Here is a 25,816-nt window from a genome sequence, read left to right as displayed (position 1 = left end):
CATTTATTTTATCATAATTTTCGAAATTCGAAATATTTCTGCTCTTTCTATATTATAATGATGAAAATATATCTTTAGAGGGGAGGTATTTCCGTGAAGGCCATTCTGATTGGCATAGTAGCTTCTATGTTTTTTGCCGTCACTTTTATTTTGAACCGCTCCATGGAACTTTCAGGTGGTAGCTGGCTTTGGAGTTCGTCTCTGCGTTTCTTCTTTATGGTGCCGTTTTTGTTCTTCATTGTATGGATGAGGGGAAACCTCGGCCCTTTGTTTCTTGAAATTAAAACCAACCCATTCGGTTGGGGTATATGGAGCTTCACCGGTTTTGTCCTTTTCTACGGTCCGATTACTTTTGCTGCAGCATACGGACCAGGTTGGCTTGTCGCCGGAACATGGCAACTCACCATTATTGCGGGTGTCCTTTTAGGTCCTTTTTTCTATAAAATAATTCATGGAGAGAAGGTGCGCGAACGGATTCCATTGCGTGGACTTATGATATCTTTTGTCATTTTTGCTGGCGTCCTGTTGATTCAAACACAACAGGGTAGAGGACTTACTTTATCCATGATACTCTATGGAATCCTCCCTGTTGCGGTCGCGGCCTTTGCCTATCCACTCGGTAACCGCAAGATGATGGAGGTGTGCGGAGGCAGGCTGGACACATTCCAACGGGTGCTTGGGATGACGCTTGCTACCATTCCGGTATGGATAGGTGTTGCCGCAGCCGGTTATTTCTCGGTTGGAGCGCCTTCGCAGGAACAAGTGCTGCAAACATTCATTGTTGCGATTTCTTCCGGAGTGATCGCAACAACCTTGTTCTTTATCGCGACAGACATGGTCCGCAACAGCCAGGAGAAGCTTGCAGCTGTAGAAGCCACACAATCCACTCAGGTGTTGTTTGTATTGATTGGAGAGGTGATGCTCCTTTCCACGCCGTTACCAAATGAAGTGGGGATGCTCGGTCTGTTCATCATCATCATTGGCATGCTCCTGCATAGTTTTTTCACAAAAAAAAGAGTAAGGCCGAAGCGACTGGCTGCCTAAAGAGTGAACATCCATTTGGATTCACTCTTTTTTTCTTTTTTGAATAATTTTTTTTAAGTTTTCCAAAATAAAAAACGTCACGTCCCCCAAGGGATTTCAAGAGGTCTGACAATCCTTTACAAAAACTATATGACATTTGTCATACTCTGCATATGACACCTGCTACTAACTTATTTTTTTGGATTGGATATAATAAGTTTTATCAAGTCAACAACGAAGGGATTTAATAAAATGTCAATTCAAAATGAAATGAAAAACCTTAAAAAACAAGTTGCTCCTTTCGAAAAATCGCAAACTAAAAAGAGTATCTGGCAGCTGATCAATACGCTAACGCCATTTTTCCTGTTATGGTATCTCACTTATATAAGCCTATCTGTTTCTTACTGGTTGGCGTTGGTACCAGCCATTTTTGCTGCAGGATTCATGACACGTATCTTCATTATTTTCCATGATTGCACGCACCACTCCTTTTTCAAAAGTCGAAAATGGAACCGTGCAGTAGGGACCGTGACGGGTGTACTAACATTATTCCCATTCGATCAATGGGGACATGACCACTCCGTCCACCATGCAACGAGCGGGAACTTGGACAAGCGCGGTGTTGGGGATATCTGGACACTAACAGTGGAAGAGTACAAAGCAGCATCTTTCAAGACTCGTCTGTCCTACCGTCTATATCGCAACCCATTGGTGATGTTCGGATTAGGTCCCATCTACACTTTCCTAATCAGAAACCGTTTCAATCGTAAAGAAGCAAGACAGAAAGAACGCAACAACTTATACCTGACAAACGTACTGATCGTTGCTGTAGCTGTATTGTTAAGCTTAGCAATCGGTTGGCAGGCATTCCTGATTGTACACGGTACGATCTTCATGATTGCAGGTAGTGTTGGAATTTGGTTATTTTATGTACAACATACGTTTGAGGATTCCTACTTTGAAATGGATAAAGATTGGGAATATGTATTGGCTGCTGTAGAAGGAAGTTCCTACTACAAGTTACCAAAAGTACTTCAATTCCTGACTGGTAACATCGGTTACCATCATATTCATCATTTAAGTCCAAGGGTGCCGAACTATGAACTGGAAAAGTGCCATCACAGCACACCACCACTTCAACACGTTCCGACGATTACGCTTGCAACAAGTTTGAAGTCTCTCAAGTTCCGTTTGTGGGATGAAAAGACCAAAAACTTCGTAACGTTCAGAGAAGCAAAGAAAATGGTACAAAATAGAGTTTCAACGGCGGAAATGAAGCCTGAAGTATAAAGAAATATATTGACCAGTCCCGTAATTGAAGGGGCTGGTCTTTTTTTTTTCCTTTGATGCAAAACTAAAGGTGTTCGGGCAAAGGCGGGAAACTTCTCAATACATCATGAAAATCACCCTTTTTTATGAGTTTGCCAAACCATGCTGGGAGGCTAACACATTTGATAAATTCTTATGTTTTTTTTGAAAGCAAGTGGTGTAACAATTGAATAAAAATAAATTCAGCCGATATTAAAGTTAGGGCATGTAGGAAGAAACAAAATATTACAAATAAATATAGATTTAACTGTTTGTAACTTGTATAATTATGGTGATATATAGGAAAAAAGCACGAAATTACATAACGTAACTACAGGAGAAATTCTTACACAATGACAGCGAGAGTAGAAGAAAATACTAAAACATAGGGGGATTTATCAATGAAAAAGTTAGGTATGCTTGCTTTCTTTACACTACTGTTTTTAGGCGTTTCGTTTGGATTATCATCTAATGCACATGCAGCAAGTGAGGCGGACATCGAAAAAGCACTTGAAATTATTGATGCAGCAAATGCGGAAATGGATCTTATTATTGAAACTGGTGTTCAAGACGCTGATAACCTATGGGCCATTTACCTGGAAGAATTAGAAGTAATGAAAAATGAACTGGCAAACCTTGATCAACAAATTGCAGAAGTTGAACTGGCTTTAACAAATTCTACGGAGGCTTCTCAACAAGAAGAATTAAATGAATTACTAGCTAACTTTCAACTAGAAAAAGCTAGTTTAGTAGAGCGTATGGATCAAAGAACCGCACAATTTGACCAAGAGGTTGACGAAATCATCAGCTACGTTTTTGACATTACCCTTCAAATGACTCAAGATACCATTGATGAAGTGGCAGAATATGGAGTAATTGCAGAGTGCTATTGGAAGTATGTAAGATTTGCTGATCGTTGGGCTTGGATTGATCCGGTACGAGTGGTTGGATACTAGTAGTTTGGTATAAAAGTAAAAATTCAATCTTTGAATTCTTGCTTTTAAAACATAAGAGGTGAGCATAAGGTGGTCTTTAATATAGGAAGGAAAGGTACAAATATTGAGAAGGTAAGTATGGAAACGTTTGAATTAAGTCTTCTTTCTAAAGGTGATGGAATGGAGGTTATGATTCAAACAGTTTTAAAAGATAATATTTTCTATATTTATCCTGCGGAAAGCCCTAAAGTAATGGAGTTTTTTTACATTCTCGAAGGTAGGATTCTCTGTGAAATAAATGGAGAAAAATTAGAGTTAGGTCCTAATGACTATTTTACCTGTAGCGATTTAGAAGAAACAGTTCATTTCACTGCTTTAACTGACATAAAATATTTATGGGCGATAAATGAGCCTACATTTTATCAACTTAGTGCAAGTATAAAAGAACTAACAAATGTTGTGGATAGGGTTGAAGAACGTGACCCTTATACATACAAACATAATGAAAGAGTCGCCAGATATTCTATTAAAATTGCAAAAAAGTTAGCTCTATCTAAATCATATCTAGAAAGATTATATATTTCAGCAATTCTTCACGATATCGGCAAGATAAATATTCCTTCTGAAATTCTTAATAAACCTGCCAAACTTACTAACGAGGAATTTGCATTGATTAAGAAACACCCTGAAGATGGTGCGGAAATGGTAAAAGAGTTATATTATGATGATACAATTGCAACAATCATCGAACAGCACCATGAACGGTTAAACGGTTGTGGATATCCGAAGGGACTTATTGGAGAGGAAATCGTTCTAGAAGCCCGCATTATAGCAGTCAGCGACACCTTCGACGCCATGACGGAAGACCGTGCATATCGTAATGCTTTTACTCCGGAGTTTGCAATAGATGAGTTGCAGAGGCTTTCCCCATCCCAATATGATCCTGAGGTAGTAAATGCACTTATAGAAGTTCTTCAAGAAGAAGGTAAATTAATAGTAACAAGCCCTGATGCATAATTAGATGCTTCAGGGCTTGTTTTTTAATTTCTATCTTCATGGATTGATTTTAAGAATGGTAGATTCCGGGTATGGTAAGTAGAGGGTGCGTTAATTCCCTTTCAGTTACAAGTAACTAAAAAACTTGTAACAAGAGAACTAAATAGAATTTAGGAGGAATATATGATGACTAAACATATATTAATGGTTGTTACGACTGCAGATAAAATGAAGGATGGGCATGAGACAGGAATCTGGCTTTCGGAATTCGGTGAAGCATATGTAGAATTCACGAACCAAGGTTATGAGGTTACGGTTGCTAGCCCACTTGGGGGAAAATCTCCTATTGATGAAAGAAGCTTAGAAGGTGGAGAAACACCTCAAGAGATTTTGGACACAGCTAAATACCTAGAGGACACAATTAAATTGGACGAAATCACAGATGCATCGAAATATGATGCCATCTTTCTTCCAGGTGGACATGGTACGATGTTTGATCTACCTGATAACCAAAAATTGCACCAGCTTATACGTGACATCTATGAAGCGGACAAACTTGTTGCAGCGGTCTGCCACGGACCAGCGGGTCTGGTAGGGGTGAAGCTTTCAGATGGAACTCCACTAGTGGCAGGCAAAACATTGACTGCTTTCACAGATGAGGAAGAAAGAGAAACAACTTTGGACAAGTATATGCCATTCCTTTTGGAAACTCGCCTTCGCGAGCTTGGAGCGGAGTTCATTGCGAAGGATAATTGGGCAGACCATATGCAAGCGGACGGTAAATTGATTACCGGTCAGAATCCACAATCCACTATCAGTGTGGCAAAAGAAGTAGTAAAGCAATTAGGTTGATTTTTTAGCCCCTAATTTTAAATAACAAAGCACCGTTCCTCCCTTTGGAACGGTGCTTTATTGTTGCACAAATACTAATACTTAATCCCTGTCCGAGTATGTGTCTTTTTAAACTCTTCCGGATCTGGATCAAAATAATCCTCATTATAAGCAGGTACAAAATTATCATCACGGTCAAGATAGCCAGAGCCCCAAGTAGGATCCATCTCAACCCATGTACCATCCAAGTTGGCCTCAACCCAAGCATGGTTGCCTGGCCATGGTGAACCGGCCCGCCCTTCCACATATCTCGCTTCCACACCGCTCGCCCGCATAAGGGCAATGGAAAGGTAAGCATAATCTTGGCAGACGCCAGTCATCGAACCCAAAGTCTTCAATGCGCTATCGTCCCACTCAAACTCGTTGTTTCTATACTTTTTCACATCATAGCTAACATTTTTTGCGACATAGTCGTAAATGGCTTTTGCTTTGTCGCGGGTTGAATCTTTTCCGGCCGTCAGCTCCTCAGCAAGCTTGATGATCTCGGGTGCGTCCGATTGTACGCCGCGGGAAGGAAGCAAATCGCGCTTATCATCTGCAGACGCCGTCACCTCAAATTTTGCAAAACCATAATAACGGAAATAGTTGCTGTTCTCCTCTTTGATTTCAGGGACGCTCAAGGTTATTTCATACTCACCAGGCCCGAACCGCAAATAAAAGGAACCATCAAATTCATAGTTTTCCACAGGTATCACATCGAGCGCCTCGTCTTCCCCTTTTTTTGTTGTGATAAAAATGTGGGTAGTTTCAGGTCCAAATTCAGCCTCTGGATCTATTCGTCCTTTTACTGAATAAGTACCCTCTGCCTCGTCGCCTCCATATTGAGGGGATTCTAGCGTTACTCCGCGCTCTTTATAAGCAGTAAAATATTCTAACGGCTGCATCATTCGTTCCGAGTCATTGTCAATATAGAGGGTTGTCGCAAGCTGGTAGTAATTTTCACGCTCTTTATCCGGGACCATCACCTCAAGCTGGTGAATTCCTTTTCCGTAAAACAAAGGTATATCAAGCGAAAATTGTCCGTCCTCCACTGTTATCATATGCTTCCAAATGTCAGAATCCTTTTTCAGATGAAGCATGATGGTATCCCCATCTGATAAGTGCCCTGCTTTACCACCAAAAGAGAATATCTCGTTTTCTTCTAAAAAGCCTGATTCCACATCCATTTGAAGCCCTGCAAGATGACCGTAAGGAGTTAATGCGATATCATGCTGTGCCCCCGGGTTCACATTATGAACGGTAAACTTGGCAGTGTCATAATAATAGTTTTCTCGTTCCGTGTCCGGTAATTGGACGGTGACCTGATACTCTCCCTCTCCATTGAAGAAGGAAATATATTGGCTAAAAGCTCCGTCTCTAATTGGCGCATAATATTCCTTCTGATTTCCGGTTGGTCCGTCCTCCACTGAACGCACCTTGATCCAAACAAACTCACCTTTTAAATCAGCATGCTTTTCAACAGTACCTGCAATTTCTACCTGCCCGTTTGCACTGAACTCCTTATGTAAAGGGGAGCTGATGGAGGCGTTTACCTCTGCTGCATAAGATGTAAGTTCGAGCGGCTCCAGTTCCAACCCATCATTTTTTTCATCCACAAGTTGTTCATACTGATCCTTTGCCTCTTGCTCTGCTTGAACACCGCCATCATTGTTTTTCCCGACCACATCTTTATCGGTACATGCAGATAAAACCAGGCAGCTACTTAAAAGTAAAGCTGACATATATTGTTTTTTTGTCATATGAGTCCTCCTTTAGGTACTTCTTCCGCTTCTAAATTAAAGCTCTCGCTATTATCAATGTCTCTATGTAATATGTACGTGGCTCCCAACTGAAAAGTTTCTAATACTATCTTACTATTAAACTGGAAATCTTTGAATAGAAGGAATATTGTGGAGTTGTGGTAGAATTATCCATTTGAAGATGCTATATTTAGTGTTAGGTAAAATATTCCTTGGAGGTCACACTATGTTAGAAAAGTTGAAGGGAACCATTGAACAACTATCCGAAAGGGACGCTAAAACTTGGCTATACTTAACCATGCTTCGATTAGAGCAATTAACAAAAATAGATATTCCTAAAGAAGAAATGTTGGAAGAGATCGAGCATATATTACAACCAATTAACCAACAGCCTCCCCCTCGAACAGATTATGACACAGTGCATATTGTGGGGAGTGAATCCACTGCAGGATCACTAAGAGTTGGTCTGGAGAGGAACCATAGAATAATAGGATTTTGGGAAATGTTAGATATCGGTCCATTATCCGATAGAAAGACACGCCATGAATGGCTACAGACCAATATTAATATATATGAACATTCTATTGAAGAAGAGCTCGGCACTAAATTCAATCAGGCGTTGGTCGATTTGAACCGCATTCCTCCACATTGCCCAGTAATACTGTGGACAGCAAACAACGCTCATGAACAGATTTTCCACAGGTATATCCTTCACCATCTTCGAGAAAGTGAGAATACTGTTTATTTAATCAATGCTTCAGTCGCATACCGAGAACTTGAACTTTCCCACCTAGCATTTTCTAAACATTATTTATCCCATTCTGGTGAGTTGAAACCGGAACAGTTGAAGAACATCCTTTTCAAAAAATTGGGAGAACCTTTATCTCCTGAAGCGAAAAAGCAATACGTCGACGAATGGATAAAGTTAAAAGAAACGCCAGGTCTGCTTCGTATTTGGAAAGAGGGGAAGGTACAGGGTGTAAACGAAAGTTATTTTGATCAAGAATTAATTTTTTTTGCAAAAGAAGCCCAGAAGGAATTTGCAGAAAACGGGTTCGTAAAAACAGGACGAATTATCGGTGAAATATACGGTCAACTTGAAGGGAGAGTCAATACCGCGATTTTGGAGTATCGCCTGCGCACCCTAGCTTTTGAAGGTCATTTTGAAATAAAAGGAATCCCGAAATCCATCAGTCACTATAGTGTCAGGTTGAAAAATAAAGAGGGGGACATGCAATGAAAAAGATATTATCCTTCCTATTTGTACTTATCTTATTAGCGATTGGGGCAACAATGGTTTTTGGAAACTTAAAAGAAACCTTCCGTACTAATTTCAACACCACTACTATAGAACAGGAAGAAACAGTAAGTGGCAATGATGCAAAAACGATAGAGATTCATGCCACATCCGCTAATATCAAGGTGGTTTCTGCGGATAGGGAAGATATCTCTGCAAAATTATCGGGAGATGTCAGTGAGAAAAACAAGGATAAATATAAACTAATAGTTAAGGAAGTCGGCGGAAGCGTATATATAGAAGTCGATCAACCTAAAATGGAATTTCAAATCGGTACTAACATCAATAGCTTGAAACTGGAAGTGGAAGTGCCGAAAAAGACTTATACTGAGCTATCCACTTACTCCACATCCAGCGATATTGAAATTAATAGTTTGACATTGGATTCTTTGAGGACAGAATTGACTTCCGGGGATATTTCAGTGGAAGGCGTCACCATAACGGATAGGTATTCTATAGAACTGACAAGTGGTGATGTGCGAATTGAAAACACGGAAGCCAAGGTAATAGCTATGGAAGGAACAAGCGGTGATATCACGTTCAAGGAAGTTCTCGGGGATATTCAATTGGTTACGACCTCAGGGGACATTCTTGTTTGGAATGTTGAGGGGAACATTGACGTTAGAACTACTTCTGGGGATATCGATATAGAAAATAAACGGTTGACTGGCAATATCTTGGTGGAGGTAACGAGCGGAGATGTTAATGTACAGTTTGACGAAGCACCTTCCTCACTTGCGGTCGATTACAAAGGGCAGTCAGGAAAAGGAACGTTAGACTTAGACGGTATGCAATATGAAGAAAATAGTGTAAGGAAAATAAAAGGGAAGGTCGGACATGGAGAGTATTCGTTGAAAGTGCGAACAACTTCAGGGGATTTCAGGTTAAATTGATGATTTCTAGCATAGGGGGTATATGACTTGGATGGACTTAGGAATGGCGGGTACATCTTGTATGTTAGGCATGCAGAAGCAAATGTTGGAGAGGATTTACCTGGTTTTTCTTTTGGAAATTGCTTGACTCAACGGAACCTTTCAAACAATGGAAGAATGCAGGCTATGATGTTTGGAGAATACCTTCGCCGTCATTCCATTCCAATTGCATACCCCGTTTTAGCTAGTCCATTTTGTAGAGCTATAGAAACGGCGAACTTGGCTTTCGGAGCTGAAAATGTACAGATTTCGCCTTTCTTGTTTCAGTTGTATCGGTTAAGCGGAGTGTTAAGTGAGTTCGAGCGAGAAATTATTTTAAATGCATTAGGAGGCATGTTAGAAACCAAACCATCATTTAGGAACAATCAAGTCATCATCGGGCATAATTTTCCAAGAGGGGATGGATTAGGAGATATTCCTGATATGGGGACGGTAATCGTGGAACCGAGAGGTAGGGGAAGGGGATATACTATCGTCGCTCGCATTTCTTTCAATCAATGGGTTTAATGGAATGGGGACGGTTCTATTGCTTCATAAGTAATAGAACCGTTTCTTATTGTCCTTTATTTGTTTCATTCTGGGGCTCTCCATTTTTTATTGTCGGGGAAAATAATTATCCATCTATCATGTATACTAAGTTGATAGCTATCACTTTATAATCGAAGGGGGATTGCACCCATGAAATTTTTTAAATCACAGATGAAGCAACTCATTAAAGACAATGACGAATTGCAGGAACGCTTAAGAAAGTTGATGGACGAGCACGGCCTCGAGAAAAACTTTGCCCTTAAGGCTCTCTATCACTCCGAAGTGGCGGAAGGCGGAAAGTATCAAACAGATTACCAAGCGCTTGACGTACCGAAAAATTAAGGGCAAGAAAAAATGCATAGAGCAAGCCCGGAAACCGGGTTTGCTCTATTGTTTATAAAGTGAATGTAGGTTTAAAATAGAAGGAACTTATAAATAGGAAAGGTGTCTGGTAACCATGAACAAGGAATCCTTTTTTCCAAAAAGCATCAAAGCAGCCCTGCAAAATAACCCTCCCGGTGAATGGATCCCGTCCGTTCCAGCTAATGCAATACGATTGCATTCTGGATATCCGGCCCCTTTATTAGTACCGTCCAAGGAATTAAAGGAAGCAGTTGCTCAATTACTTGATGAAGAAAGTGACCTTCCATTGCATTACATAGGAAGTCCGAGAATAGATAAGTTGAAAGAATGGGTCCGGATGAGACAGGAAGTGCGAGCTATGCCATCTAATGATGAGGAGATTTTAATCACAGCAGGCGCATGCCAAGCTATAGATCTCATTGCTCGTATCTTTCTTGATAAGGATGCTGTAGTGGTAGTCGAATCACCAACCTACATGGAGGCACTCGAGATTTTTCAAAACTATACAGATCAGATTATAACTGTTCCGATTGATCAAGACGGACTCCAAACAGAAAAGTTAGCCGAGATGCTTGCGAATAGAAAAGAAAAAGGACTAACGAAGCCAAGCTTTTTATATACCATCCCCACCTTTCATAACCCAACTGGGACAACGATGACCGAAGAGCGGAGAAGGCATGTACTAGAACTTGCAGAGGAATACGACTTCTTGGTACTAGAAGACGATGCATATGGTGAGCTTGGATTCATCAACAATCCGAAGACGATTAAGTCTTTGGATACGGAGGACAGAGTTCTTTATGTCGGGTCTTTGTCAAAAGTGGTCGCGCCTGGCATGCGAATTGGCTGGGTACATGCTACAGATAAATTTATCCAAGCCTTGTTCTGGTTCAAAAAAGATCTGGAGCATCCTTTCGCACAAGCAACCATGGCCACACTTTTGGAAAACACGGATTTTATTGGAAGGCTAGAAGCTTTATCTAAAACATATCAGGGCAAATGCCAAGTTATGCTGGCCGCCCTTGAAAAGTACTTGCCAGAAGTGGCATCTTGGTTTGTACCAGAAGGTGGTTATTTTGTTTGGGTGAAGATCCCGGGAGTAGATACAGAGGAACTACTAGCAAAGGCAACAGAGGAAGGGGTATCCTTCCTTCCGGGTAAATACTTTTTCCTTGATCAGACAGAAGGGACAGAATATCTCCGTCTTTCCTTCAGCTATGAGAGTGAGGAAAACATCTTAAAAGGTATTCAGAAGTTAGGGAATGTGGTTCATTCCAGCATAAAATGAATAAATGAAAGGGACGGCCCGATTGCTTACGAAGCAACGGGGCCGTCCCTTATTTTTCATTTACTGCACATCTTCTTCAAAATACATTTGCTTAGGTAGGTTATCTACTTTTTCTCTTTTCTTTGGCTTAGGTCCTTGGTTGTCGAAGCGGGCGTAATCATAGATAGCCGTGCCTACGATTTCTGCCACATCCTGAAGCTTTTCTTTGCTGATTTTATCTAGTGTATCTTCCGGTGTGTGGTACCATGGCTCAAGTGGGCTGTGGATAAACAGTGCTGCAGGAATTCCTTTTTCACCAAATGGAACGTGATCACTGCTTCCACCTCGAGCGAACGGAGTCGGTTCTCCATTTAATCTGGAGCTAGTTGACTGAGCAAGCTTTGTCACAAGATTCGCTTGTCCATCTACAGTCCTCATTACAAGGTCACCAGCATCACGGCTACCGACCATGTCCAAGTTAAAGTTTGCTACAATTCTATTAAGCTCGTTTTCCGGTAACGTATTCACATAGTGTCTGGACCCAATAAGCCCAATTTCTTCAGCCCCAAATGTGGCAAATCGAATCTCTGTATCTGTCGGAAGATCCTTCATTACTCGGGCAAGTTCAAGTACCATTGCCGTACCGCTAGCATTATCGTTTGCTCCTGGCGCACCCGGAACAGAGTCATGATGAGAAGTTAATACGATAACATTTCCGTTATCTTTGTTTTTATTGGTAGCTTTTTTAGATGCGATTACATTGTGAGATGTGCGGATTCCAGAAGAAGCACCAAGTACAGTTAATGATGCCTCAACTGCTTCACCGTTATTAAGCTTGGAAACTAGCTGATTCCCTTCTGCCTGTGAGATGGAAACAGCAGGAACATATTCATCATTGGCTTCACTTAATGTACCATTTAATGCGCCTGCAGCATTGTTAAAAATGATAACTCCTTCCGCACCACTCCTGGCAGCATTAAGAACTTTTTCTCCAAAGCTAATTTCCCCACGTTGAATGAGGGCAATCTTACCTGTAAGATCCTTTCCAGCTAAAGCTGCAGGTGTGCCTAAACCAACGTATTCCAAAGGAGCAGTCACCTCACCGCTTGGCGTATAAGTGAAAGCACCAGGACTAAGGCTTGTCCCATCGACACTTAACTCAACGGTATGAGGGGCGGTGAAACCAAAGAATTCAAATGGCTGAACTTCCGCTTCATATCCATAGGATTCAAATTGTTGTTTTATGTATTGAACAGCAGCGTACTCTTCAGGAGATGCCGCAACACGCGGAGTTTGTTCCAGATGTGCAATGATGTTGTAAATGTTCTCGACGTTGATTTGGTTGAGAACCTTATTATCCAGAGCGTTAACCACACTATATTGTTGTTCTGCAATAACAGTTGGCTGTGCGTAAGTTTGTACACTGAATGCGCCAAAAGTCAAAGTCGTAGCAAGTGCAGCAGTAAGTAGTCTATTTTTCTTTTTCAATGAAATTCCTCCTATGTAATAATTTGAATTATATTAATATTAATAATAGTTAAAATATATTATTGGTGTAAGGGATAATTTTCCTATTAATAGGCAGTAAGAAAGTGCTATTCTGTGATATTTTTACTTCTCTGCATTTCGGGAGGGGGTATTTGGTGGGAGATTAAAAGAAGACAATCCTGACTTTAAAATCGATGCGAGATTGTCATTATGGGGTGGATAAAGACAATCCTGAGTTGAAAATGGAAGTGAGATTGTCATTATAGGGTGGATAAAGACAATCCTGACTTTAAAATTGATGCGAGATTGTCATTATGGGGTGGATAAAGACAATTCTGACTTTAAAATCGATGCGAGATTGTCATTATAGAGTGGATAAAGACAATCCTGAGTTGAAAATGGAAGTGAGATTGTCATTATAGGGTGGATAAAGACAATCCTGACTTTAAAAACGAAGCGAGATTGTCATTAAGGATGAAGACCTCTCTGACGTCTTCATCATTGTAGGTAGTCTAGCTGTAATTAGCAGTTTGGAATTCTATTAGTATAAATAAGGAACCTTTCATAACACCGAAACGTAGATATCTAGAAATACTTAAAATTAGGCTGCGTATAATGAAAGGGTGATAAGTATGATACAAACTTTCCTTATAATCGGTATTGTTGCAATTGGAATTTCAGGTGTTTTTCTAGGAGTCTGGACGAGCGGACAAGAACAAAGAGCAAATTACCATTCTGAGACTAAAGATCATAGAGATTTTAGATCAAAGGTAGGGATATATTCTGGTTTAGTAGGATTGGTTTCGTTAGGGGTAGTAGGTTTACTACTTTATATTTAAAGAGGAGGGGAGAGACGTGTTCTATTATGGATCAATAGGGATGACATTAGGAACTTTCCTTTTCTGGTGGGCGATTCTTTTGGTTTTCCAGAGAGCAACAGTGCGCTATCCAAAAAACAGTTGGAAAAAAGATTTGGGCATTACATTTGCTCAAAGTATCCTCGTAATTGTACTATTTCCAGTGTTAGCTCTGTTAGCTGGGTATGTTCAGAACCGTTAAGTCGAAATAGGAGTGAGGTTTACCATTGGCGGTTATCAGTTACCAATAAGCAGAAAGGCCAGAGCGGTCTAGTCCCAAGCCCTGGCCATAGGGTCACCTTTCTTGACTGCGAAACTCTCTTATCATCTGAAATATCTGTCCCCGATGATGGGCTTCATGCTCCACCAGGTGATAGATCACCCATTCTGGTGTCACATCATATTCCTCAAGTACCCTCGGTCTGCGCCAGTCTTCTATATCCATACTGCTGAAGTGAGACAGAAGTTTCTCCCTGACTGTATGTAAGCGGTGAAGATGGTCTTCCAACGTGTCACCTTCCACATGGATCAACTTTCCATCAGGCCAACCCTCTAAAGGAAAAAGTGCTTCTATTTCTGGGTCCCAAGCCTCTTTTTCCATGATCTCGCCATACAACCATCCTGCTTCTACATAAGCAATATGATACAAAAGGGAGCCGATGGACTGTCGATCTCCCATTTTTTTGTCTAACAGAGTTTGGCTGATTCCTGTTAATCTTTTCGTTAGATTTTGGCGCACATCTTCCAAGCACCATAGAGACCGTCCGATCTCAGGTTCATAGTTAGATAGAGATTTGATATGTAAGGTGATTTTTGTGGTCATAACTTTTCTCCTATTCTATATATTTTTCAGTTACGCTTTAGCCGGTCCCAAAAGCAAATTATCCTACAACAAACAACGTTACACTTAAGACTAAGGATACAATGGCAAAACCAAAGGCTACCCGATATAGTTGGAATGCTTTATTTTGGCGATTCTGTAGCATTAGATTCGCCATGGATAGCGTAACAACTAAGGTGAGCAGTAAGGGGAATATATCATTTTTCCCAGAGAATCCTGCCCAAATAAGTAAAATGGTAGATAGGATGGTGAGGGTCAGTAGTAAAACATGAATTTTACTTTTCATTTGTCTCTCCTTTTAGTTGAATGGTAGCCATCATGGGATAATGGTCGGATGGAAATCCACCTTCTATGCGGTCCCTGATGATGGTGGTAGAAAGTATATCTGCCCCATGGGAGCAGAATATGTAATCAATTGGAGAGCCTTCCGTTCCTCCCTCGAATGCATGAAAGGTAAGACTGTTCTTCATTTCTTCAGCTGTATAACAAGCGTAACAGCTTTTCATAGTAGAAATTTCCTCTAATGCTTCACTATCAGGTACATCATTAAAATCACCGGTCAAAATAACTGGCAGACTTTTCTCGTTTTCTTTATGAAGAATGACATTTTGAATTAACCTCAAGCCTTCCTTCCTAGCAAGCTTACCCATATGATCCAAGTGCGTATTGAAAAAGCGCAGTACTGGATCGGTTTCTCCTGTTGGAATAAGCTCCACCCAAGAACAAATTCTTTCGCAGTGTGCATCCCAGCCCATACTTCCGATAATATCTGGAGTTTCTGATAGCATAAAGGATCCTTTCGAGCCTATGTTGAAACTAGACTTTTTAACAAATACGGCACTGAATTCCCCAACGTCTGTGGAGACAGTGCGATTGACGGCGTACACGTCATAGGTATCTATCAATCTATCTTTTAGCCATTCCAGCATCGGAATGGTTGCTTCCTGTGTACCGATGACATCGGGCATGTATGTATGAATGGTTTTTACAATCCAGTGTTTACGGTTTTCCCAGTTGAATGGATCAGAGGGAACGATAACCCGTAAATTAAAGGACATGACGGTATATGTAGAGGCCAAATCTAATTTCCTCCTTAAGCTTATTCGATAACACCTACTTCGATAAAACAATTAGGTGTTCCTGCCACCGGATGGTTTATTTAACAATGGAAGGCAAAATAAAAAAGTGCCAAAAAGAAATTGGCACTTATTATCGTATCTATTATCGGGAAGTCTTTGGCGGCTGGCACACATCACATTTGCGTTGATTATTATTCTTGAATTTTGTAAAAGTCTTTTCAAAATTGCTGCCACAAGCACATTTAAATATTAATTTTTGCGAGAAGCCATGGTACTCAGTCGATAACAGCTTACTATCTGAATTCTTCTCCACAAATTCATTTATTTTTCCAATCGTCCATCGTTTGTTCATTTTTTACACCTCTATATTTATCACTTTGCGGAGGCTTATCTTTGCATCCGTTCCTATTATAACATGGGGGTGGGGAGAAAGGCAGGACTTCCACCCATTAGGGTCCAAGTCTAATAGCCTACCGTTATTGCGAGCTCTTCTCCAAAGCCAACTTCACTCCAAATCCTATCAATACGACTCCGGTAATGGATTCAATGACCGTCGTGGTCCGTGGCCTTTTCATAAATGCACTAATTTGATCAACAAGATAGATATAAAGGACAAACCAAATGGCGGTCAGGATTGCGTAGGTAACTCCCATTAGTAGGAACGGCCCGATAGTGCTTGTTCCTGGGTCAACAAATTGTGGCAGGAAAGTCAGGAAGAAGACGGCCACCTTTGGATTTAACATATTAGTCAGGAAACCTTGTTTGAAGTGGGATTGATTTTTATATTTATTAGCTACGTTGCTGTCCTTTGGAAATTCCGCTTTCTTGTTGCGAAGTGCCCAAATCGTTTTAACCCCCAGGTAGACAAGGTAAACGGCACCAACATATTTAAAAAAAGAGAACAGAAATGCGGATTTAACAATAATGGCGGATAGACCGACGACGGCTGCGATAGTATGGATGAGGATGGCACAAAAGGTACCTAAAATGGTATTGAATCCGCCGCCTCTTCCTGCAGATAAGGTATTTTTGGTGGCGATGGCGGTGTCAGGGCCAGGTAGAATGATAAGTAAAATACTCATAACAACAAATAGAAAAAAGTTTTCCATCTTGAAAACCCCAATCTCAGTGGAATGTATTAAGTCTCATTTTATCAGATGTCAGAATATTTTTAAAAGTATTATTGTGGGCCGCAGTGCCTGTCCCTGTTACCCACTAACTTTCTCAAACACTTGTCTACTGAAGTCTTTCATTTTAGAATCTAAGAGGGGCTCGAAGTTTTCGACAGCTTTTTGGGCGGAATTCACAGCTTCATCTGTTCTACCAAGCTCCACGAGAATGAGAGCCTGATAAGATTCCTTTAAATAGAAATTGGAAAGGTCAATGGGGTGATGAATGTCGGGAATAACCACCTTTTCAATAGATTGAAGTGCCTCCTCAAACTTGCCGAGATAGTAGAGTGCTTTGGCTTTTTCGAGAATGAACCACGGGGTATAAAACTCCAATAAATTTTCTGAAGAGAGGCATACCTCAACTTTTTCAAGTGCTTTAGTATATTCTTTACTTTCCGAAATCAATTCAATTATTTCGAACAGTTCACAAAAGTAGATGGAGGAGATATGGTCTGCAAATTCCCCGTATTGCTTTAATTTCAATAGGTAATAATCCTTTTCCTTCTTATTCCCCTCCATCATTGCATGTGCGGCTGCAAGGCGGTATAGGTCATCAATCAGATAAAATATCCTCTTCTCTTTGGAGTAGGCAAGTGCCTTTTCCATGGTTTCGATAGCAGCCTCCGAATTCCCTACTGCATATAAAGAAATCGCTTCACTGTAATCAAGGTCTAGCCTTGCCATTGGTTCAATGTATGTGTGTTTAGCTTCAATTTCTCTTCGTTCGGCCATTAAGATATGAAGCGCTTCATGATAGTTGTGCTCAAAAAAAGCGATGTTGGAACGAAATATTCCAATGGTAGTACGATTGGAAGAGATATTCATCTGATCGAACATGTCCGCCGCTGTAGCTAGAAGGCTTTCCCATCCTGGCTTTTTCTCGTTTTGAAGAGCGTAGCTGTATATCTCCATTAACCTTGCACTTTCATACCCATTGGAAAGCTTCCCGATGTGGGGCTCAATCAGTTCAATTAGCCGGCTATATTTATCTAGAGAGTCCTGGTTCCTGAATGGAATGTTAAAAATCTTTTCGGCGCGTTCCAAAGTTTCCCTCAATTCCTCGGAACTAACCTCTCCCAAGAGATCTCCCATTTCCACTCCAAGCTGACGGGCAATATATGTAAGACTTTCCATGGAAGGGTTGGCTTTGTTATTTTCAATAAGGCTGAGCATCCCCTTTGTGAGCTCACTGCCCGCAACTGCTTCCAAGGTCATCTTCTTTTGTTTTCTTAATTTTCTTATCCGATCTCCGAGCATTTAGGTGTGCACTCCTTGAAAAGAAATATTTTGTTTAATTATATTAAACTTTACCTTGAATTGGAATACCTTAATATGGTACGATTTGTTTAATTAAATTAAACTTTTGAAAACGGGGTGTTTTTAATGGAGGAAAGCTTAAAGTTGAAAAGAGCAACATATCATCTGTACACCTTTATGATCAGTAAATTAATCTCCACTTTTGGATCGCAGGTTTATGCATTTGCCATTAGTTTTTATATTTTGCAACTTACTGGATCTGCAACAAGCTTTGCAACTAATCTTCTATGTAATATTCTCCCACGAACACTTGCAGGACCATTTGCCGGGGCTATTACTGACAGGTATTCTAGGAAAATGATTGTTATTGTCTCACAAATCGCGACCACACTTGCCATCACAGGACTTCTCATCTACACCCTTACATCAGGTCTCTCCCTTATCGCTATCTACACGACAACCAGCATATTGTCTCTTACATCCATGTTTTCTGGAATTGCTTTTACTTCATCCATAACGGGACTCATCGATCAACCGAGAATACAAAAGGCAACTGCCATGAATCAAATGGCAATTTCTTTTGCAGCAATAGGTAGTCCTGCTGTCGGAGGGCTATTGTATGGTACCGTCTCCATTCCCGTTTTCCTTATCATTTTTATCCTTGCATCCATTATTGCTGTCATTTTAGAATCCACCATGAATTTCCGCCTTTTTGCGGTAGTAAATAAAATAGAAGAACAGAAGGAAACAATGTGGCAAAGCATGAAAGCGGGAATCCGCTATTTGCGAGTACAATCGACGATCTTGGTTATCCTTTGGATCAGTCTGCTTATCAACTTTTTTTTCGGAGCGTTTGAGGTAGGATATTCTTATATACTAATAGAAAACTTAAAAATGCAATCCCAGCATTTTGGGTTTACACAAGGTGCATTTTCACTTGGGATGTTATTAATGTCGGTTTATTTTTCAGCGCGCAAGGAAGTGAAATTTCCTCTGATAGTATCCAAGAGGGGGATTGTGGGACTTGGAGCAATAATTGGGTTTATTGCGCTGCCACTACTCCTACCTATGGTTTATTGGACGATGTTTGGTTACTACTTGGTTCTAATGTTCTGCTTCGGCATATTGATTATTACAGTGAACACACCGCTTCATGTCATGTTTCAAAAAACTATTGATGATGATTACAAGGGAAGGGTATTTTCCATCGTCGAAACAATGTCCATGGCGCTTACTCCTCTTGGTATGGTAATCTATGGTGTTCTGTATGACATCTTTCCAGCTCAATGGGTGTTGCTCCTCTCTGCAGCGATGCTGATCATTATCACGGTAAGCATGATGAGAACTTCTGTCATCCGTAAAGTTCATCCTGAATGGAAAGGGAAGCAGGTTGTTTATAAGGTGAAGGCGAGGAGTGTGGCTCGGTAAGGTAAGGAAGTATGAAGACCTCAGTTGGGGAGAATCGGAGTCAGAGAAGTCTTGATAGATGGTATGAAGCCCTCTGTTGGCAAGAATTGAAGTCAGGGAGGTCTTGATAGGTGTTATGAAGACTTCTGTTGGCGAGAATCGAGGTCACAGAGGTCTTAACAAAGCTGATCAAGACCTCTCTCTTTTCTCACTTCTTCAAACTACTATACACAACCAACCGATCGGAATAGTTCCGGCTTTCCCGATTGAACGTCCCTGTGCAGGTAATCAGGATTAGATTGCTTTGAAACGAATAATCAAAAATTGCTTCCACGGGTGAGTCATCCTCTGGATAGGTTTCTATCCTGTCCACCACATAGGTTAAGGATTCACCTGCTTTATTTGAAACAATGATCTCATCACCGGCTTCAAGATTCTTTAGGTCAAAAAATACAGCAGGGCCGTTACGGCTGTCGACATGTCCGGAGATGACGGAGTTTCCACGCTCTCCTGGCATGGGGCCTTCATTGTACCAGCCGACGGTCTCGAAAGATTCGGGTACTCCCATTTGACCGTTTTCGATAACGCCTACTTGTTCCACAAGTGCACCGACTTCAATGGAGGGGATTTCAATTCGGTGGGGCTCGATGCTAATGAATTCATCTTTAATGACTTTCCCGTTTTCGTTTGTGGTTTGTGTACGGGTCGGGATCGGAGTTTTTTTGTTGGTAGGGGTTTCAGCTTCACTTGATGCGGTTGCTTCGTTTGGTGCTACCATTTCAGAAGCCTGTTCACTCCCCGCCGTATTCTCCGAACTACATCTGGCAACTAGCAAAAGAAGCATAATGGATAAAGCGGTTAGTAGTTTCATAGTTCTTCTCCTTTAGAAAATGATAGTAGGAAAGAGAGGGAGTGATCCCTCTCTTCTTAATTCAAACTATTATTCTTGTGTAGCTTTTCTTCTATAAGCAATTACTTGCGTTAAGACAATTGCGGAGATTAATCCGGCAACCGTCCAAGCGATAGCAGCGTTCATTCTATTTTCCGCTGCACCACCCATACCTGCTGCAGGCATGTCAGTTGGCATGTCTTTCTCAAAGTTCTCTGGGAATTGGTCCACAATGGCCCCCGACATCATTTCGCCTACACCGAACATGTGGGCATAAGACTCACGGATTGTGTTATACGTAGTTTCATAGTCAGCTTCATTATAGCTGTTGAAAGCAAGAAGTAGCTCATCAATGTGCATTTGCAGTCCTTCTTCAAGATCAGCGGCTTTCAGACGGCCTTCTGTAGCTGTATCAAGGAATGCAGCTTGTTCTACTTTATACTCTTCCAATTCAGCGATTGCTGCTTCACGGCCTTCTTCATTTTCTTCACCAGTGGCAACGACATAGTCTACGAAGTATCCGATATGGCTGCTCCAAATCTCTTCGAATGCTGCTCCGCCTTCTTCACCGTAAACGGACCCTACGGCAGCAGAAAGGTCAGCGGTGTTTTCATTTAAAGCACCTGCCGCATTTTCATAGTCTCCAGCGCCATCAATACCTTTTTGCATAGCAAGTACTGCTAGTGCGGCATGTTCTGCGAAAAGATGGTTTAAGTCAGCGCGTAGGTCCGCTGCTGGCGTGTCAACACTAGTATTCTCGAAGTTGTCTGGGAATTGGTCGGTGATCGCCCAGGATAATCCTTTTCCTGGCTCATACATGTGGTCAATTGCGTGACGCACGTTTTCGTATGCTTTTTCAAAGTCCCCAGCGACATAGTTGTCAAATGCCCAAACTAGTTGCTCCACATGCATTTTCAAACCAGCTTCAAGATCGCTTGCTTTAAGGCGACCTTCTGTTGCTGTGTCAAGAAACGCTGCTTGTTCTGCTGTATATTCATCCAGTTCGGCTAACGCCTGTTGTCTGCCTTCTTCATTGTCTTCCGCAGTTGCCGTTACATAATCCACGAAGTAACCAATATGGCTGCTCCAGATTTCTTTAAATGCTGCACCGCCTTCTTCCCCATAGACAGAAGAGACTGCTGCGGATAAATCATCTGTATTCGCATTCAATGCGCCAGCTGCTTGATCGAAGTCTTCTGCTCCGTCCATACCTTTTTGCATTGCTACGACTGCCAAGAAAGCATGCTCTGATAATAATGCATCCAAGGAAGCTCTCAGGTCAGATGCCGGGGTTGATACAGATGCGTGTGGATGATGATGTTCTCCATCGTGTGCACTTGCTACTTGAAAAGTCGGTACTAATAATCCTACGCTGAGTGGTACTGCTACGATTGCTTTTTTCCAGTTCATGTTCTAAGCACTCCTTTTTAGTTGGTTTCACTTACCTAACGGAGCGGTTCAGAATCTGGATCACTTTTTTTGAAAAATATAAAACCTTTTTTGAAAATCTATAAATTATCGGCAAAGCAATCCATAGTTCCATGTATAATGTAAGTAAAAGGGTTCCGATAACAGTCACCATGGGAGGAAAGCCATGAAAATACCTATTTCACGACTGGATTCTAGCAAACTGACAGACCAACAGATGACCGATCTGCTTTTCGGTAATATAAAGGACGACAACAAAAGTGGTGACTGCATCTTTGTGGCGGGCAGCAGCAAGGCCGTGGAGTATCGGTTGCCGCCAGCGGTCCAGCTATATCAAGATGGACGAGCGGAGAAGATATTATTTTCTGGTGGAGTCGTGTGGGATGGTTCTGGCTTAACAGAAGCCCAAATGCTTGCAGACAAAGCCATTGAGCTCGGGGTACCGGCACAAGATATCCTTATGGAAAATCAGTCCCTTCATACCAAGGAGAACGTACTCGCATCCCTATTAGTATTAGACAGAGCATTTTATCTTCATAGAATCAGCCGCCTTCTAGTGGTGACAAGCCACTACCATATGAGGCGGATTAACCTTACGCTCCGCACATATATGCCCGATTGGATCGACTATTCCCTGTGTCCGGTTAACGACAAGTCGACAAGGGAGGATAACTGGTTTCTCAATCCATATGGCAGACAAAGGGTGGAAGCAGAGTCAGCTAAGTTGATCAGTTACGTGAAGCAAGGGATTATCATGGATCAAGAATTAGAGATTTCAGGAATGAACTAAAATTATCACACCAGGAGGTACACCCTTGAAAAAGACCTTATCACTACAGTTTCCGCTTCATCAAAAAGATTACACGGAGTTATTTCGATATATGCCTTATTTTAAATCTATTTTCAAGCTTGCATTAGCAGGGAATGTGATAGCACTTTTTCTTTTTTGCTTGTACAATATCATCGCTAACCTGCAAATTGCTGCAGATGGGGTGGAATTCTTAATCCTAAATATTGTAACGGTGGGCATCGGATTAGTATTATACTTTGTCATTCTTTTTCTAACAAAGACGTTTTTCCGGAAAGTAATCGAAAAAAGAAGCCAGAAGCTTTATCATCTTTACTATGGAACAAACCCTACCTACCAAATTGGATACGACCCTCGCTTTGATGCGATCATAGTTGGAAAAGAAAAGCGTAAAGTCCCGGTTGATCAATCCCTGACAATTTATACAACGGAAAATAACTATCTGTTCTATGTAGGCAAAGGAAAAGGGCAAGAGGATCGATTTCTTTTGCCAAAAAGCGGAGCAAAAGACCACCAGTTCAAGGTGGACCGCATCGTTAACATGTTGGAGGAGAAGGGGATTGTGATGAAGGAAGGGAAAGGGATCTAGGATAAAAGCAGGGAGCTTACCAAGAGGTAAGCTCCTTTCCCTTTATAACCTTATCCGCTATAGACGCTGTCACATGTATTGGCGATCGGCTCATAATAACAATGCTGTTTAAATTGCCCCGCAAAAGGCTGATCGTACCATGTAGGAGGACATGGAGCATAAGGATTAAAATACCATAGCGCAAATTTAGCTGGGTGTTCCCTCCAATAGTCCAATGTTTTCTTTGCTAGTCTTTTTTCCACGCCTCTGGCTCTGTTATAAAATACATTTCCTTTTTGAACTGCTTCAAAAGAGTAATTTCCACCTTGGACCTGGTATATGACCTGTGGAATGGTTCTTACTTCTTTGAAATCCAGACAATCCGCTATAGCCCGGTTAACGATGACATTACCAACATATAGCATTCCTTGCTGACCCTCGCCCTCGGCTTCTGCACGTATCATCCTGGCCACTAAAGCCAGGTCTGAATCTGTATATTTTACTCTTGCCATTTATCTCACCCCACCATATTGTATGAAGAACGCCCAGATTGTTGTCATAAATTATTTGACTGATTTTCTTTTTCCTGTTGTTGGGTTTTATTTCCTAGAATGGTAGAATGGTAGTGGAAATTTTTATGGTAAATGGGGGTGTGCTTATTGAACTTTTTTTGGAACTTTGAATGGAATATCGTAGGGATAATGTGTACCCTCCTTGGATGGACACTGATTACTTTTTGGGGATTGAAGAACTATCGTGAGCAAGATAAGGAAGAGCGGCCCAGGATTTGGAGAATCGTAATAACGGTTTGGATAGGCCTGTTATCTTTTTCTTTTAATATACCTTTTGCGGACGAATTGCACTCCTTAGCCATTCTTCCTCTTGGTGTTTTGGTGTTGTATGCATTTATAGGGAAAAAACGTTGGGGAGCATATCGGAAATATGCTTGGATTGGATTTACTGGAAATTACATTTTTTTGCTAACAGCTTTATTGGCAATTGGTTTATCGAGTGTATTTTACCCCAAGGATGAAGTAGAGACGTTCCTTGCAGATGTCGATTCAGCTGAAATATTGATCACCCATCCATCTGGAGAAGAAGTTATTGTAAATAAGGTAAAACTGGAAGAGAACCTCCATTCATTTGAACAAACCCGTTCAGATGTTATTCAATGGTTTGAAGAAATAAGGGAACAGCAATGGGCTATAGAGGACAACAGGACATCTGAGAAGGTTCAGGAAAGATTCCCTTATTTACTAACAGGTGTTAAACCAAAAACGGGAGAAAAAATAACAGTTTATGTAGAAATGGACGGGAAAGGCCTATTAGTAACAACAAAGAACAATCAATACTACTATCGTTCTGATTCCGCATCCTTTCTTGAAAAAAGGGGGAGTGCACAGTGAAGAAAAAGCTTTTAGCCGTTCTTATTCTTGGGGGAATTATAGCATTGGGTATTGGGGGATTTTATTTCTTTTCAGTCCCAAAAGAATTTTATACAAAAGAAGAGTTGCTTGAAGATCATTATCATGTAACGTCAGAAATGAAATTCCAAATCATAGACATTGTTCAACTGGATGAAAAAACCTATATTGTACCTCACAAGTCTTTTGGTGATAAATCCGGATCAAGTATTTGGGTTTGGAGAATGGGGAAGTGGGATAACGTTGGATCTTCATCTTCCACAGGTCCTCAAATCCTCCATAATAATGGAAACTCTTATGTTTACTGGCATTTGCACCCAGATGATGTTGCTCAAAAAGTCGAGATTTATGTAACCTCCAGAAGGAATTATTCCATCACTAATTCCGTTACTTCTGACCGCAGGGAGGTTTATTACCCACAAATACAAGTGAAACATGTGATTGAGTTAGGAGAAAAAAGCTATGGCTATGCCAAGCTACCCTCTCAATGGAAGGAGCTAACAAGTTCTTTCGACGTCAGCCCTTCCGATAACGGAATTTTATCTTCCAGTCATTATTTTACGTATCAATATCAGGCTCTTAATGATAACGACGAAGAGATACGTCTAGAACATACACATCGTAGCGGTGGCGGTGGCTCCTACTCGGGGAATTATGTCATCTTTATGGGGCCAGTGCAGTCGGGTGAATTGGAATAGACGAATTGAGTATCTTTCTATAAAGGTGGCATCTATATGAAAAGAGTGGACGTTTCATACGTTTTACTGTTCGATGAAGTTAATGAAAAAATCCTTATGGTGAAAAATACTGGTCCAATAGGGTCCTATTATACGTTGCCAGGTGGAGCGGTGGAGCCGGGTGAAACCTTACAGCAGGCGGCTGTTCGTGAAGTGAAAGAGGAAACTGGACTGGATGTGGAGGTGAACGGCATCCAGTCAGTCATGGAAGCATTCTTTGAGGTGAAGGGGCATCACGCTATTTTTTTTGTTTTCAAAGGTGAAGTGATTGGTGGAGAAATAGAGATAACCTTACCTGAAGAGATTGAAGAGGTCGTTTGGATGGATGTCCAAGAGGCTGAAAAGTATTTAAACTTACCAGAGGGAGTTAAGGGATTCCCCATAATGACAGCACCTTATAGTTATCATGGAAGAGTAAAACATACCCTGTCCCAAAGGAGCAATGGGAAATAGTTACTTAGGGGATTTTTGGTGTGTCAGTACTCTTTGGGGTTAATGCTTAGAAAGGCTGGCTAGCTCTTTAAACCCAAATCGCCATGAAACTTGTTGAACTGGTTAATAGAAACAAAAATTAATAAAGGG

General features: G+C 41.1%; 28 protein-coding genes. 17 read left to right on the top strand and 11 right to left on the bottom strand.

Features of this window, described 5'->3' with window-relative positions:
- Window positions 1–93: 93 nt before the first annotated feature.
- The 5 genes from EKQ44_RS17060 (at window position 94) to EKQ44_RS17040 (ending at window position 5,114) form a co-directional block, all read left to right on the top strand.
- Entirely contained in the window at window positions 94–1,044 is a 951-nt protein-coding gene (locus EKQ44_RS17060) for a DMT family transporter (protein WP_237664754.1), read from the top strand.
- 231 nt (window positions 1,045–1,275) lie between these two features.
- The gene (gene desA, locus EKQ44_RS17055; RefSeq protein WP_237664753.1) at window positions 1,276–2,313 is read left to right on the top strand and encodes a Delta(5) desaturase DesA; all 1,038 of its coding nucleotides are present in this window, start codon (window positions 1,276–1,278) and stop codon (window positions 2,311–2,313) included.
- 419 nt (window positions 2,314–2,732) lie between these two features.
- On the top strand, window positions 2,733–3,287 hold the full coding sequence (locus EKQ44_RS17050) for a hypothetical protein (protein WP_237664752.1): 555 nt from the start codon (window positions 2,733–2,735) through the stop codon (window positions 3,285–3,287).
- Window positions 3,288–3,404: 117 nt separating this feature from the next.
- Window positions 3,405–4,283, top strand: coding sequence for an HD domain-containing phosphohydrolase (locus EKQ44_RS17045; RefSeq protein WP_237664751.1), 879 nt, complete (start codon window positions 3,405–3,407; stop codon window positions 4,281–4,283).
- Window positions 4,284–4,448: 165 nt separating this feature from the next.
- Window positions 4,449–5,114, top strand: a complete 666-nt coding sequence (locus EKQ44_RS17040) for a type 1 glutamine amidotransferase domain-containing protein (RefSeq protein WP_237664820.1) — start codon at window positions 4,449–4,451, stop codon at window positions 5,112–5,114.
- 74 nt (window positions 5,115–5,188) lie between these two features.
- On the opposite strand, the gene EKQ44_RS17035 is transcribed toward EKQ44_RS17040, so the two are convergent.
- Window positions 5,189–6,892: a transglutaminase domain-containing protein gene (locus EKQ44_RS17035; RefSeq protein WP_237664750.1), complete on the bottom strand. Its 1,704-nt coding sequence runs from the start codon at window positions 6,890–6,892 to the stop codon at window positions 5,189–5,191.
- A 226-nt stretch (window positions 6,893–7,118) separates the two neighbouring features.
- Between EKQ44_RS17035 and EKQ44_RS17030 the strand changes: the two genes are divergently transcribed.
- From EKQ44_RS17030 to EKQ44_RS17010, 5 genes are all read left to right on the top strand, one after another.
- Complete coding sequence (locus EKQ44_RS17030; protein ID WP_237664749.1) at window positions 7,119–8,132, top strand: DUF1835 domain-containing protein; 1,014 nt, start codon at window positions 7,119–7,121, stop codon at window positions 8,130–8,132.
- Entirely contained in the window at window positions 8,129–9,082 is a 954-nt protein-coding gene (locus EKQ44_RS17025) for a DUF4097 family beta strand repeat-containing protein (RefSeq protein ID WP_237664748.1), read from the top strand. The genes EKQ44_RS17030 and EKQ44_RS17025 overlap by 4 nt, the downstream gene beginning before the upstream one ends.
- A gap of 27 nt (window positions 9,083–9,109) precedes the next feature.
- The gene (locus EKQ44_RS17020; protein ID WP_237664747.1) at window positions 9,110–9,628 is read left to right on the top strand and encodes a histidine phosphatase family protein; all 519 of its coding nucleotides are present in this window, start codon (window positions 9,110–9,112) and stop codon (window positions 9,626–9,628) included.
- A 171-nt stretch (window positions 9,629–9,799) separates the two neighbouring features.
- Window positions 9,800–9,991 (top strand): hypothetical protein, encoded by a 192-nt coding sequence (locus EKQ44_RS17015; RefSeq protein ID WP_237664746.1) that lies wholly within the window; start codon window positions 9,800–9,802, stop codon window positions 9,989–9,991.
- 115 nt (window positions 9,992–10,106) lie between these two features.
- The gene (locus EKQ44_RS17010; RefSeq protein WP_237664745.1) at window positions 10,107–11,300 is read left to right on the top strand and encodes an aminotransferase-like domain-containing protein; all 1,194 of its coding nucleotides are present in this window, start codon (window positions 10,107–10,109) and stop codon (window positions 11,298–11,300) included.
- A 60-nt stretch (window positions 11,301–11,360) separates the two neighbouring features.
- On the opposite strand, the gene EKQ44_RS17005 is transcribed toward EKQ44_RS17010, so the two are convergent.
- A complete protein-coding gene (locus EKQ44_RS17005) occupies window positions 11,361–12,767 on the bottom strand; it encodes a DUF4910 domain-containing protein (RefSeq protein WP_237664744.1) in 1,407 nt (468 codons plus the stop codon).
- 632 nt (window positions 12,768–13,399) lie between these two features.
- Between EKQ44_RS17005 and EKQ44_RS21640 the strand changes: the two genes are divergently transcribed.
- On the top strand, window positions 13,400–13,606 hold the full coding sequence (locus EKQ44_RS21640) for a DUF5316 family protein (protein ID WP_414491341.1): 207 nt from the start codon (window positions 13,400–13,402) through the stop codon (window positions 13,604–13,606).
- Window positions 13,607–13,919: 313 nt separating this feature from the next.
- Here EKQ44_RS21640 and EKQ44_RS17000 read toward each other — a convergent pair whose 3' ends face one another.
- From EKQ44_RS17000 to EKQ44_RS16975, 6 genes are all read right to left on the bottom strand, one after another.
- On the bottom strand, window positions 13,920–14,447 hold the full coding sequence (locus tag EKQ44_RS17000; RefSeq protein ID WP_237664743.1) for a DinB family protein: 528 nt from the start codon (window positions 14,445–14,447) through the stop codon (window positions 13,920–13,922).
- Window positions 14,448–14,505: 58 nt separating this feature from the next.
- A complete protein-coding gene (locus EKQ44_RS16995) occupies window positions 14,506–14,751 on the bottom strand; it encodes a hypothetical protein (RefSeq protein WP_237664742.1) in 246 nt (81 codons plus the stop codon).
- Complete coding sequence (locus EKQ44_RS16990; protein ID WP_237664741.1) at window positions 14,741–15,544, bottom strand: endonuclease/exonuclease/phosphatase family protein; 804 nt, start codon at window positions 15,542–15,544, stop codon at window positions 14,741–14,743. The genes EKQ44_RS16995 and EKQ44_RS16990 overlap by 11 nt, the downstream gene beginning before the upstream one ends.
- A 142-nt stretch (window positions 15,545–15,686) precedes the next feature.
- On the bottom strand, window positions 15,687–15,896 hold the full coding sequence (locus EKQ44_RS16985) for a hypothetical protein (protein WP_237664740.1): 210 nt from the start codon (window positions 15,894–15,896) through the stop codon (window positions 15,687–15,689).
- 124 nt (window positions 15,897–16,020) lie between these two features.
- Window positions 16,021–16,653 carry a LysE family translocator gene (locus EKQ44_RS16980; RefSeq protein ID WP_237664739.1) on the bottom strand — a complete coding sequence of 211 codons (633 nt, stop codon included), beginning with the start codon at window positions 16,651–16,653 and terminating at the stop codon, window positions 16,021–16,023.
- Window positions 16,654–16,752: 99 nt separating this feature from the next.
- Entirely contained in the window at window positions 16,753–17,973 is a 1,221-nt protein-coding gene (locus tag EKQ44_RS16975) for a helix-turn-helix domain-containing protein (RefSeq protein WP_237664738.1), read from the bottom strand.
- Window positions 17,974–18,099: 126 nt separating this feature from the next.
- Here EKQ44_RS16975 and EKQ44_RS16970 point away from each other — a divergent pair, with 126 nt between their 5' ends.
- On the top strand, window positions 18,100–19,401 hold the full coding sequence (locus EKQ44_RS16970) for an MFS transporter (RefSeq protein ID WP_237664737.1): 1,302 nt from the start codon (window positions 18,100–18,102) through the stop codon (window positions 19,399–19,401).
- A 187-nt stretch (window positions 19,402–19,588) separates the two neighbouring features.
- On the opposite strand, the gene EKQ44_RS16965 is transcribed toward EKQ44_RS16970, so the two are convergent.
- Together EKQ44_RS16965 and EKQ44_RS16960 are read right to left on the bottom strand one after the other, a co-directional pair.
- On the bottom strand, window positions 19,589–20,251 hold the full coding sequence (locus EKQ44_RS16965; RefSeq protein ID WP_237664736.1) for a class F sortase: 663 nt from the start codon (window positions 20,249–20,251) through the stop codon (window positions 19,589–19,591).
- Between the two features lie 69 nt (window positions 20,252–20,320).
- A complete protein-coding gene (locus EKQ44_RS16960) occupies window positions 20,321–21,679 on the bottom strand; it encodes a copper amine oxidase (protein ID WP_237664735.1) in 1,359 nt (452 codons plus the stop codon).
- Between the two features lie 184 nt (window positions 21,680–21,863).
- On the opposite strand from EKQ44_RS16960, the gene EKQ44_RS16955 reads away from it, so the two are divergent.
- Together EKQ44_RS16955 and EKQ44_RS16950 are read left to right on the top strand one after the other, a co-directional pair.
- The gene (locus EKQ44_RS16955; protein ID WP_237664734.1) at window positions 21,864–22,487 is read left to right on the top strand and encodes a YdcF family protein; all 624 of its coding nucleotides are present in this window, start codon (window positions 21,864–21,866) and stop codon (window positions 22,485–22,487) included.
- A 25-nt stretch (window positions 22,488–22,512) separates the two neighbouring features.
- Entirely contained in the window at window positions 22,513–23,094 is a 582-nt protein-coding gene (locus tag EKQ44_RS16950) for a hypothetical protein (protein ID WP_237664733.1), read from the top strand.
- A 50-nt stretch (window positions 23,095–23,144) separates the two neighbouring features.
- On the opposite strand, the gene EKQ44_RS16945 is transcribed toward EKQ44_RS16950, so the two are convergent.
- Window positions 23,145–23,585: a cell wall hydrolase gene (locus EKQ44_RS16945; RefSeq protein WP_237664732.1), complete on the bottom strand. Its 441-nt coding sequence runs from the start codon at window positions 23,583–23,585 to the stop codon at window positions 23,145–23,147.
- Between the two features lie 147 nt (window positions 23,586–23,732).
- On the opposite strand from EKQ44_RS16945, the gene EKQ44_RS16940 reads away from it, so the two are divergent.
- The 3 genes from EKQ44_RS16940 to EKQ44_RS16930 are packed head-to-tail and all read left to right on the top strand — an operon-like array spanning window position 23,733 to window position 25,687.
- Window positions 23,733–24,479, top strand: a complete 747-nt coding sequence (locus tag EKQ44_RS16940; RefSeq protein WP_237664731.1) for a transporter permease — start codon at window positions 23,733–23,735, stop codon at window positions 24,477–24,479.
- The gene (locus EKQ44_RS16935; RefSeq protein ID WP_237664730.1) at window positions 24,476–25,195 is read left to right on the top strand and encodes a hypothetical protein; all 720 of its coding nucleotides are present in this window, start codon (window positions 24,476–24,478) and stop codon (window positions 25,193–25,195) included. The genes EKQ44_RS16940 and EKQ44_RS16935 overlap by 4 nt, the downstream gene beginning before the upstream one ends.
- 36 nt (window positions 25,196–25,231) lie before the next feature.
- Entirely contained in the window at window positions 25,232–25,687 is a 456-nt protein-coding gene (locus tag EKQ44_RS16930) for an NUDIX hydrolase (RefSeq protein ID WP_237664729.1), read from the top strand.
- Window positions 25,688–25,816: the final 129 nt, after the last annotated feature.

The organism is Sutcliffiella horikoshii, assembly GCF_021991925.1.
Classification (GTDB): Bacteria; Bacillota; Bacilli; order Bacillales; family Bacillaceae_I; genus Sutcliffiella_A; species Sutcliffiella_A horikoshii_F.
The sequence above is the reverse complement of the archived record's forward strand: the minus strand, read 5'-3'. Positions and strand labels throughout refer to the sequence as shown.

Bases quoted from the DNA above. Each gene is read 5' to 3' on its own strand.
- desA (WP_237664753.1), top strand. From the start codon at position 1,276: ATGTCAATTCAAAATGAAATGAAAAACCTTAAAAAACAAGTTGCTCCT.
- EKQ44_RS17050 (WP_237664752.1), top strand. From the start codon at position 2,733: ATGAAAAAGTTAGGTATGCTTGCTTTCTTTACACTACTGTTTTTAGGC.
- EKQ44_RS17045 (WP_237664751.1), top strand. From the start codon at position 3,405: ATGGAAACGTTTGAATTAAGTCTTCTTTCTAAAGGTGATGGAATGGAG.
- EKQ44_RS17040 (WP_237664820.1), top strand. From the start codon at position 4,449: ATGACTAAACATATATTAATGGTTGTTACGACTGCAGATAAAATGAAG.
- EKQ44_RS17035 (WP_237664750.1), bottom strand. From the start codon at position 6,892: ATGACAAAAAAACAATATATGTCAGCTTTACTTTTAAGTAGCTGCCTG.
- EKQ44_RS17030 (WP_237664749.1), top strand. From the start codon at position 7,119: ATGTTAGAAAAGTTGAAGGGAACCATTGAACAACTATCCGAAAGGGAC.
- EKQ44_RS17025 (WP_237664748.1), top strand. From the start codon at position 8,129: ATGAAAAAGATATTATCCTTCCTATTTGTACTTATCTTATTAGCGATT.
- EKQ44_RS17015 (WP_237664746.1), top strand. From the start codon at position 9,800: ATGAAATTTTTTAAATCACAGATGAAGCAACTCATTAAAGACAATGAC.
- EKQ44_RS17010 (WP_237664745.1), top strand. From the start codon at position 10,107: ATGAACAAGGAATCCTTTTTTCCAAAAAGCATCAAAGCAGCCCTGCAA.
- EKQ44_RS21640 (WP_414491341.1), top strand. From the start codon at position 13,400: ATGATACAAACTTTCCTTATAATCGGTATTGTTGCAATTGGAATTTCA.
- EKQ44_RS17000 (WP_237664743.1), bottom strand. From the start codon at position 14,447: ATGACCACAAAAATCACCTTACATATCAAATCTCTATCTAACTATGAA.
- EKQ44_RS16995 (WP_237664742.1), bottom strand. From the start codon at position 14,751: ATGAAAAGTAAAATTCATGTTTTACTACTGACCCTCACCATCCTATCT.
- EKQ44_RS16985 (WP_237664740.1), bottom strand. From the start codon at position 15,896: ATGAACAAACGATGGACGATTGGAAAAATAAATGAATTTGTGGAGAAG.
- EKQ44_RS16980 (WP_237664739.1), bottom strand. From the start codon at position 16,653: ATGGAAAACTTTTTTCTATTTGTTGTTATGAGTATTTTACTTATCATT.
- EKQ44_RS16975 (WP_237664738.1), bottom strand. From the start codon at position 17,973: ATGCTCGGAGATCGGATAAGAAAATTAAGAAAACAAAAGAAGATGACC.
- EKQ44_RS16970 (WP_237664737.1), top strand. From the start codon at position 18,100: ATGGAGGAAAGCTTAAAGTTGAAAAGAGCAACATATCATCTGTACACC.
- EKQ44_RS16965 (WP_237664736.1), bottom strand. From the start codon at position 20,251: ATGAAACTACTAACCGCTTTATCCATTATGCTTCTTTTGCTAGTTGCC.
- EKQ44_RS16960 (WP_237664735.1), bottom strand. From the start codon at position 21,679: ATGAACTGGAAAAAAGCAATCGTAGCAGTACCACTCAGCGTAGGATTA.
- EKQ44_RS16955 (WP_237664734.1), top strand. From the start codon at position 21,864: ATGAAAATACCTATTTCACGACTGGATTCTAGCAAACTGACAGACCAA.
- EKQ44_RS16945 (WP_237664732.1), bottom strand. From the start codon at position 23,585: ATGGCAAGAGTAAAATATACAGATTCAGACCTGGCTTTAGTGGCCAGG.
- EKQ44_RS16930 (WP_237664729.1), top strand. From the start codon at position 25,232: ATGAAAAGAGTGGACGTTTCATACGTTTTACTGTTCGATGAAGTTAAT.